Source organism: Streptomyces sp. MH60 (assembly GCF_002939385.1).
In the GTDB taxonomy this organism is placed as follows: Bacteria; Actinomycetota; Actinomycetes; order Streptomycetales; family Streptomycetaceae; genus Streptomyces.
The window spans coordinates 1-8446 of record NZ_MULI01000139.1 but is presented as its reverse complement, the minus strand read 5'-3'; the positions used below and the strand labels follow the sequence as shown (position 1 = coordinate 8446).

Genomic DNA, 8446 nt, shown 5'->3' with positions numbered 1-8446 from the left:
CGTCCCGCGCCTCCCGCCCCGCCGGCGCTGGGCGCCGGGGGCGGCGCGGCGGCCGCACGGGCGTACGCCGCGTCGGTGGCGCGGACGGTATGGGGCGGCCCCGGGCGCGAGGTGCGCGAGGAGGACGTCGTCGACCTGCTGCTCGTGGTCTCGGAACTGGTGACCAACGCGATCCGGCACGGTGAGGGGCTGGCCGGCTTCGAGGTCCGGCCCACCGAGGAGGGGCTGTGGATCGCCGTCCACGACAACAGCTCGGTGGTGCCCCCGGCCGCGTACGTGTTTCCCACCACCCACCCCGGTGGCGGGTACGGCTGGCCGCTGGTCGCCCGCCTCGCCCGGGACATCACCGTCGCCCCGCGGCCCGGGGGCGGCAAGACGATCGGCGCACTCGTGCCCCTGCGCGTCGCACCGGCCCCGTGACCACACCGGTCACCAGGGCAGGAAGACGTGGATGTCCTTGCCCTGCTCCCCGGTGACGACGCTCACCTGGTCGGACAGGGTGTGGATCAGATGCCAGCCGATGCCGCCGCCGCCCTTGCTCGGGTGGAAGGGACGCGGGGCGGGCTCCGTCGTGTTGGTGTCGTGCATCACCACGTGCACCCCGTCGAAGGTACGGCGCAGCCGCAGCTGGAACGGCCCCGGAGCGTACTGCACGGCGTTGGCCGCCAGCTCCGTGACCACGAGGAGGATGTCGTCCCAGTGCTCGGGCGCCGCGGGCGGCGCCGCACGGGCGAGGTCGTAGAGGAACTCCTCCGCGACCAGCCGCGCGCCGGTCACATTGTGCAGCTCCCCGGCGAAGCTGGCGGTGCGATTCGTGATCTCCTCGGAAGCCAGTGTCCTGTCCCAACGCGACTCGGCTGCCATTGCGCCTTCCCGGCCCGGCCCCGGCCGGGCGTCGTCCCTTCTCCTTCGGATGCCCTCCGTTGGTAAGTTCCCGTGCCGGGCGAACCTAGTCGCGCCGGTGTACCGGTCCGGCGGCGGGACCAGGCCGCGGATCAGCGCAGGAACACGTTGTCCGCTTCCTCCCAGCCGGCCGGCTCCTGCGGCGGCTGCGCCGGCCGGCGGTGCGAACGCGCCGCGTACATCGCGTCGATCTCCAGCGAGTAGGTACGTACGATCTCGTCGCGGCGCAGTTTCATCGACGGGGTGAGCAGTCCGCCCGCCACGTCGAAGGGCTCGGGCAGGACCCGGAAGACCCGGATGGACTCCGAGCGGGACACCGCGCTGTTGGCCGCCGCCACGGCCCGCGCGATCTCCTCCCGCAGCGCGTTCTCCTCGCGTGCCTCCCGGGCCGGGGCGTCGCCCGGCAGGGCCAGGGACGCCCGCCAGTGCGTCAGGAACTCCGGGTCGAGCGTGATCAGCGCACCGACGCAGGGCCGGTTGTCGCCGACCAGCACCGCCTGGTGCACCAGCGGGTGCATCCGCAGCCGCTGCTCCAGGGCGGCCGGGGCCACGCTCTTGCCGCCGCTGGTGATGATGACGTCCTTCTTGCGGCCGGTGATCGCCAGGTAGTTCTCGTCGTCCAGGTGCCCGAGGTCGCCGGTGGCCAGCCAGCCGCCGCGCAGCACCTCGCGGGTGGCGGCCCCGTCACCGACGTACCCCTGGAACAGCGACGGCCCGCGCACCAGGATCTCCCCGTCGTCGGCCAACCGGATCTCCATGCCGGGCAGCGGCTGCCCGACGGTGCCCGACTTCTCCCGGCCCAGCGGCTGCATCGTCAGTCCGCCGCTGGTCTCCGTCAGCCCGTAGCCGTCGTGCACGTAGACGCCGATGCCCTCGTAGAAGAGGGCGAGCTCGCGGCTGAGCGGCGAACCGCCGGACGTCGCCCGGCTCACCCGGCCGCCCAGGGCGGTGCGCAGCCGCCGGTACACCGTCCGCTCGTACAGGGCGTGCTGGAGGCGCAGGTCGAAGCCGGGCCCGGTGCCCCGGCCGAGCCGCTGGCGCTCCAGCGCGGCGGCGAAGTCCCGCGCCGTGTCCGCGGCCCGCTCGAACAGGGCACCGCGTCCCGCCTGCTGGGCGGTGCGCAGGAAGTTCTTGTAGATCTTCTCCAGGACCGACGGCACGGCGTACAGATACGTCGGCCGGAAGGAACGCAGGGCCAAGGAGAGCGCGTCCCCGGTCATCACGGGTTCGTGCGCCATCAGGAACCCGCCGCGGACGCACAGGTTCTGGATCATCAGCCCGTACACGTGCGAGAAGGGGAGGTAGGCGAGGACCGCGCCCTGTTCTCCCGGCGGTGCCACCGTGTGGCCCCAGCCCGCCAGCAGTGTGTCGCAGGGCGCGGCCAGACCGCGGTGGCTCAGCGCGCAGCCCAGGGCGCGGCCGGAGGTGCCGGAGGTGTAGGCCACCACCGCCGTGGAGTCCGGCAGCACGATGCGGCGCATGGAGTCCACGGTGGCGAACGGGAGGAACGCGCCGCGCGCCGCCAGCGCGTCCAGCGCGCCCCCGTCCAGCTGCCATACGTGGCGCAGCGCGGGCAGCGACGCGCACACCGAGCCGACGGTCATCACGCTCTGCTCGTCCTCGACCAGCACGCCCACGCAGCCCGCGTCCCGCAGGATCCACTCGACCTGGTCGCGCGAGGAGGTCGGATAGATCGGCACGACCTCGGCGCCCACCGTCCACAGGGCGTAGCAGAAGACCGTCCACTCGTACCGGGTGCGGGCCAGGACCGCCACCCGGTCGCCGGGCGAGATCCCGCTCGCGATCAGGCCCTTCGCCAGGTCGACCACCTCGTCGCGGAACTCGACGGCCGTCACCTCGTCCCAGGACGCCGAGCCGGGGCCCCGGCGCCGGGCGAGCATCGGCAGGGCCGGTGTGCGGGCGGCCGTCTCGAAGAGGCTGTCGGCCAGACCTCCGGTCAGCGGCGGGACGGCCCGGGGAGCGAGTGCGGTCTCGCGCATGCGCCGGCTCCTGACGTGTACGGACGGTGACGCCGACGACGATCACCGTGGTCGACGGTGCTCGGAGGCTAGCTCAGCCGCAGGCGGCGGGGGGCCGGGAACGCAGAAGTGTTCCCACCCGGTGATCCGGCCGGATCGGGGGACCCGGGGTGGCATGACGTACGTGAATCCCGATCCCGACCCCCGACTCAGCACCGGCCTGGAGCCCGGCGGCGGCGTGCCGCCCGGGGAGACCCCGCCGGCGGAGAGCAGCATGCCCGAGGCGGGCCCCCAGGACCTGCTCAGCAATCCGGCCAAGGGCTGGAGCAAGGGGCCGATGGCCCTGATCCTCGCGGTCGTGCTGATCTTCGCGGTGGGTCTCCTGGGCTACGCCCTGGCCCTGATCTACTGATGCCTCACGCCGCCTGGGTACGGCTGCCTCACGCCGCCTGGGTACGGCGTACGCACGCGGCGACGACCTCCCGCAGGCTGCCCGTGCGCTCCAGCAGCTCGCGCTGCACCCGGGCGCCGTTGCCGTGCCGCAGCAACGCGTCGACCCCCTCGCGCACCCGTTCCAGGTCGCCCGCGGCCGCGAGGGCCTCCTCGGCATGCGTCAGCAGGGCCCGCACGACCGTCTCGGCCGGCATCCGCCGCATCGTGGCCGGGTGCAGCAACTCCTCCGTCAGCCCGGACCGGGCGGCCCGCCAGGACGCGAGGCGGAGCAGGCTCACACTGTGCCCGGCCGGTTCCGCGCCCCGGCGCCACTCCCGCGCGGCCGTGTCGACCAGCGCGCGGGCGAGCGCGGCGAGGACGGCGGCCGTCGAGGCGTCCAGGCAGACGTCCGCGACCCGGAACTCGACCGTCGGATACCGCTGGGAGAGCCGGACGTCGAAGTAGACCATCCCGTCGTCGAGGATCGTCCCGGTGGCCAGCATGTCCGCGACCCGGCGGTGGTAGCGCTCCGCCGAGCCGAACAGCTCCGTGGGACCGGCCGACGGCCAGCGCTGCCAGACCCGGCTGCGATAACTGCTGTAGGAGGAGTCCCGCCCCTGCCAGAACGGCGAGTTCGCGCTCAGCGCCGCCAGCACCGGCAGCCAGGGCCGCACCCGGTCGATCACCGCGACGCCCTCCTCGTCGGAGTCGACCGACACGTGCACGTGGCAGCCCAGGACCAGCTGCTCCTGGACCACGACGCCGTACTGCTCGGCCATCCACTCGTAGCGCCGGTTCACGCCGATGGAGGGCGTCACCGGCAGCGGTGAGGTGGCCAGGGCGGCCACGGCGCACCCGATCCCGCCGGCGTGCCGCGCGGCCTCCTCACGGCAGCGGACGATCTCCGCGTGCAGCCGCTCCATGTCCGTCTGCGGATGCGTGGCGAACTCCAGCATCTCCTCGTGCAGCTCCTTCTCGAACACCTCCTGCCCGGAGTCGTCCAGGAAGGCCCGCGCGAGCACGGCGGCGGACAGCGCCCGCGGTTCACCACTCGCGGGATCGACCAGGAGAAGCTCCTCCTCCACTCCGACGGTGCGCACCTGGTGCCGCCTTTCTGAGAGCCGGTGTGTCCGACCGACTGCCCCGGACAGCCGGTCGGACACCTGGCAGGCTCACGGGGCGTACGGCATCAGCCACACCGTCGCCAGCGGAGGCAGCGTGATCCGGATGCTCCCGTCCTCCGGCTTCACCGGGTCCGGGTTGGCCACGCCGCTGCCGCCGTACTCCTCGGCGTCGGTGTTGAGCACCTCCTGCCAGGCGACCGCCTCGTCGCCGACGGCGAGCCCGTAGTCGTGCCGCACCACCGGCGAGAAGTTCGACACCGCCAGCAGCGGGGCGCCGTCCGTGCCGTACCGCAGGAACGCGAAGACGTTGTCCTCGGCCGCGTCCACCGACACCCACCGGAAGCCGGCCGGGTCGGTGTCGCGCTGCCACAGGGCCGGAGTGCGCGCGTAGCGGGTGTTGAGCTCGCGGACCAGGTCCCGCACCCCGCGGTGGTCGCCCGCCGAGTGGTACCCCTCGTCCAGGAGCCACCACTCCGGGCCCTGCTTCTCCGACCACTCCGCGCCCTGCGCGAACTCCTGCCCCATGAACAGCAGCTGCTTGCCGGGGTGGGCCCACATGAAGCCCAGGTAGGCACGCACGTTCGCGCGCCGCTGCCACCAGTCGCCCGGCATCTTCGCCACCAGCGCCTGCTTGCCGTGCACCACCTCGTCGTGGGAGATCGGCAGCACGTAGTTCTCGCTGTACGCGTACACCATCGAGAACGTCATCTCGTGGTGGTGGTACTTGCGGTGCACCGGCTCGTGGGCGACGTACTCCAGCGAGTCGTGCATCCAGCCCATGTTCCACTTCAGGCCGAAACCGAGCCCGCCGGTGTCGGTCGGCCGGGTCACCCCGCCCCACGCGGTCGACTCCTCGGCGATGGTCACCACGCCGGGGCAGCGACGGTAGACCGTCGCGTTCATCTCCTGGAGGAAGGCCATGGCCGCCAGGTCCTCCCGGCCGCCGTACTGGTTGGGCTCCCACTGCCCGGAGTCGCGCGAGTAGTCCAGGTACAGCATCGAGGCCACCGCGTCCACGCGCAGCCCGTCGATGTGGAACTCCTCGCACCAGTACACGGCGTTGGCCACCAGGAAGTTGCGCACCTCGGTCCGCGCGAAGTCGAAGGTGTACGTGCCCCAGTCCGGGTGCTCCGCGCGCCGGGAGTCCCCGGGCTCGTACAGCGGGTCGCCGTCGAAGCGGCCCAGCGCCCAGTCGTCCTTCGGGAAGTGCGCCGGCACCCAGTCCATGATCACGCCGATCCCGGACCGGTGCAGCGCGTCGACCAGGTACCGGAAGTCGTCGGGCGAGCCGAGGCGCGCGGTCGGCGCGTAGAAGCCGGTGACCTGGTAGCCCCAGGACGGCCCGTAGGGGTGCTCGGCGACCGGCATCAGCTCGACGTGGGTGAAGCCGAGGTCCTTCACGTACGCGGGCAACTCCTCGGCCAGTTCGCGGTAGGTCAGCCCCGGCCGCCAGGACGGCAGGTGCACCTCGTACACCGAGAACGGCGCCTCGTGCACCGGAGTGCCCGCCCGGGTCCGCAGCCACTCCGCGTCGCCCCACTCGTAGCGCGAGGCGGTCACCACGGACGCGGTGTTCGGCGGCTCCTCGGCCGCTCGGGCCATCGGGTCGGCCTTGAGGAACCGGTGCCCGTACCGGGAGTGGATCTCGAACTTGTACCGGGTGCCCTCGCCGACGCCCGGCAGGAACAGCTCCCACACCCCGGTCGAACCCAGCGAACGCATGGGGAACGCCGTGCCGTCCCAGTGCGTGAAGTCGGTGGCGACCCGCACGCCCTGGGCGTTGGGGGCCCACACCGTGAACCGGGTGCCGGTGACCCCTTGGTGCGTCATCGGCTCGGCGCCGAGGGCCTGCCACAGCTGCTCGTGCCGGCCCTCGCCGATCAGGTGCAGGTCCAGCTCGCCGAGGGCGGGCAGGAAGCGGTACGGGTCGTGCGTCTCCTGCGGCTCGCCCTGCTCGTACGCCACCACCAGCGTGTACGCCGGGATCTCGGTCAGCGGCAGGACACCGGAGAACAGGCCGTCCTCCTCCGACCCGAGGGCGTGGCGCTCGCCGTCCACGACCACGCTCACCTCCCGGGCGAAGGGGCGCAGCGCCCGGAAGGCGACACCGCCGGGCACCGGGTGGGCGCCCAGCAGGGCGTGCGGGTCGTGGTGGGCGCCCGCCAGCAGGCGCCCCCGGTCGTGGGGGTCCAGGGGCGGCGCGGTCGCGCACGCACCGGGTGCGGGCGCGACGGGACCGGAGGGCTCGGGGATCGAGGTGTCGCGGAGGGCCACGGGTCAGTCTCCTCTCACGGCGAGTCGTTCGATCGCCGCCATGGGTACGGGAAGCCAGTCGGGGCGGTGCCGGGCCTCGTACAGCACCTCATACACGGCGCGGTCGGTCTCGTAGGCGCGCAGCAGGCCGTGCTTCTTGCGGGGGTCCCATCCGGCGCGGGCGGCGTAACCCGCGCAGAACGCCTCACGGCAGCGGCGCGCCCACTCCGGGCGCCACGGGCGGCGCTGCCGGGCGGCGTAGTCGAAGGAACGCAGCATGCCCGCGATGTCCCGCACGGGGGAGTGGGCGCTGCGCCGCTCGGCCAGCGGTCGGGAGGGTTCGCCCTCGAAGTCGATGACGAACCAGTCCCGGCCGGCCCGCAGCACCTGACCCAGGTGGAGGTCGCCGTGGATGCGCTGGGCGGGCGGCCCCGAGTCGCAGGTCGACAGTGCCGCGAACGCCGCGCGCAGGCCCGGGACGAACGGTTGCAGCGCCGGTACGCAGTGCGCCGCCGCGGTCAGCCGCTCGGTCATCGCCGCCGCCGTGCGGCCGTTCTCGCCGGGCGCGCCGACCGGGAAGGCGGAGGCCAGCGCGAGGTGCACGTCGCCCATCGCCTGCCCCAGCTCGTGGGCCTGCACGGTGAACTCGTCCCCGGCGGCGAGCGCGTTCAGGGAGAGGGTCCAGCCGTCGGAGGCGCCGTGCAGGAAGGGCTGGAGCACGCCGAGCGTCGCCTGGTACGGATAGGTGGTACGCATCCACGCCACCGGCGCCGGGACCCGGCCGCAGCCCTGGCGGGCCAGCGCGTCGGGCACCTCCAGGTCCGGGTTGACGCCGGGCTGGACGCGCCGGAAGAGCTTCAGGATGAACTCGTCGCCGTAGATCAGCGACGAGTTGGACTGCTCGGCGTCCAGCAGTCGCGGAGCAAGACCGCCGGGCACCGGCCTGGCGGGGTCGGCCTCGAAGCGCAGGGGTCCCGCCTTGCCCGGGTGCCGGAGCCGTTCGAGCAGCAGCTGGGCCATCCGGGGGTCGTGCAGCGCGTCGTAGACCGTCCGTCCCGCGAGCGGCCCGTCCTGCACCTGCCCGATGACGGCCCGGCCCAGCCGCGGCGACGGCTGCTCGCGCACGCCGAGCAGCAGCTGGTAGCAGTCCCCGGCCAAGGGAGTGCCGCCCGGGAAGGGCACGGAGCCCTGTCCGGTGTGCACCAGGAGGTGCAGACAGCCCGGGAACAGCTCGGTCATCGACAGCAGACCCAGCTCGGCCACGGGCCGGTCCTTGCCCGCGAACCAGCGCTGGCGCGGCAGCCACTCCCGCAGCAACTCGCCGAGCGACGCCATCGGCTCGGCGAGCTGCCCGCGTCTCGTGCGCAGGGGTGCGGTCTTCGGCATGGTGACGCGTCCTTTCCTCGGCCCACGCTCAAGCGCGGCGGCCGATGCGGGATGCGACTCGGGTGAGCCGGAACCAGTAGAAGCCGTGGCCCCCGAGGGTCAGCAGGTACGGCAGGTCACCGATGGCGGGGAAGCGGACCCCGCCGAACAGCTCGACCGGATGGCGTCCGCGAACTCGCGCAGGTCCAGCTCGGTGGGCTGGGCGAACCGCGCGAAGTTGTTCACGCACAGCACCAGGTCGTCCTCGTACTCCCGCAGGAAGGCCAGGACCGCCGGGTTCGACGACGGAAGTTCGGTGTAGGTGCCCAGGCCGAAGGCGGGGTTCTGCTTGCGGATCTCGATCATGCGGCGGGTCCAGTGCAGCAGGGA

Annotated in this window: 7 protein-coding genes and 1 pseudogene; 2 read left to right on the top strand and 6 right to left on the bottom strand. The window is 73.1% G+C overall.

Features of this window, described 5'->3' with window-relative positions; translation table 11 throughout:
* Positions 1–420 (top strand): ATP-binding protein (locus BZZ08_RS37595; protein ID WP_241965662.1); only part of this gene is annotated, 420 nt, incomplete at its 5' end.
* 9 nt (positions 421–429) lie between these two features.
* On the opposite strand, the gene BZZ08_RS37590 is transcribed toward BZZ08_RS37595, so the two are convergent.
* A complete protein-coding gene (locus BZZ08_RS37590) occupies positions 430–864 on the bottom strand; it encodes an ATP-binding protein (protein WP_104636626.1) in 435 nt (144 codons plus the stop codon).
* A 131-nt stretch (positions 865–995) separates the two neighbouring features.
* Positions 996–2903 (bottom strand): AMP-dependent synthetase/ligase, encoded by a 1908-nt coding sequence (locus BZZ08_RS37585; protein WP_104636625.1) that lies wholly within the window; start codon positions 2901–2903, stop codon positions 996–998.
* Between the two features lie 154 nt (positions 2904–3057).
* Here BZZ08_RS37585 and BZZ08_RS37580 point away from each other — a divergent pair, with 154 nt between their 5' ends.
* Positions 3058–3294: a DUF6480 family protein gene (locus tag BZZ08_RS37580; RefSeq protein ID WP_104636624.1), complete on the top strand. Its 237-nt coding sequence runs from the start codon at positions 3058–3060 to the stop codon at positions 3292–3294.
* Positions 3295–3322: 28 nt separating this feature from the next.
* Here BZZ08_RS37580 and BZZ08_RS37575 read toward each other — a convergent pair whose 3' ends face one another.
* The 4 genes and pseudogenes from BZZ08_RS37575 to BZZ08_RS37560 all read right to left on the bottom strand — a co-directional run.
* Positions 3323–4414: a glutamate--cysteine ligase gene (locus BZZ08_RS37575; protein WP_104636623.1), complete on the bottom strand. Its 1092-nt coding sequence runs from the start codon at positions 4412–4414 to the stop codon at positions 3323–3325.
* 72 nt (positions 4415–4486) lie between these two features.
* Positions 4487–6712 (bottom strand): 1,4-alpha-glucan branching enzyme, encoded by a 2226-nt coding sequence (glgB, locus tag BZZ08_RS37570; RefSeq protein WP_104636622.1) that lies wholly within the window; start codon positions 6710–6712, stop codon positions 4487–4489.
* Positions 6713–6715: 3 nt separating this feature from the next.
* Positions 6716–8077, bottom strand: coding sequence for a maltokinase N-terminal cap-like domain-containing protein (locus tag BZZ08_RS37565; RefSeq protein ID WP_104636621.1), 1362 nt, complete (start codon positions 8075–8077; stop codon positions 6716–6718).
* 28 nt (positions 8078–8105) lie between these two features.
* Positions 8106–8446: pseudogene (locus tag BZZ08_RS37560) on the bottom strand (alpha-glucosidase C-terminal domain-containing protein); the annotation flags it as partial.

Bases quoted from the DNA above. Each gene is read 5' to 3' on its own strand.
- BZZ08_RS37590 (WP_104636626.1), bottom strand. From the start codon at position 864: ATGGCAGCCGAGTCGCGTTGGGACAGGACACTGGCTTCCGAGGAGATC.
- BZZ08_RS37585 (WP_104636625.1), bottom strand. From the start codon at position 2,903: ATGCGCGAGACCGCACTCGCTCCCCGGGCCGTCCCGCCGCTGACCGGA.
- BZZ08_RS37580 (WP_104636624.1), top strand. From the start codon at position 3,058: ATGACGTACGTGAATCCCGATCCCGACCCCCGACTCAGCACCGGCCTG.
- BZZ08_RS37565 (WP_104636621.1), bottom strand. From the start codon at position 8,077: ATGCCGAAGACCGCACCCCTGCGCACGAGACGCGGGCAGCTCGCCGAG.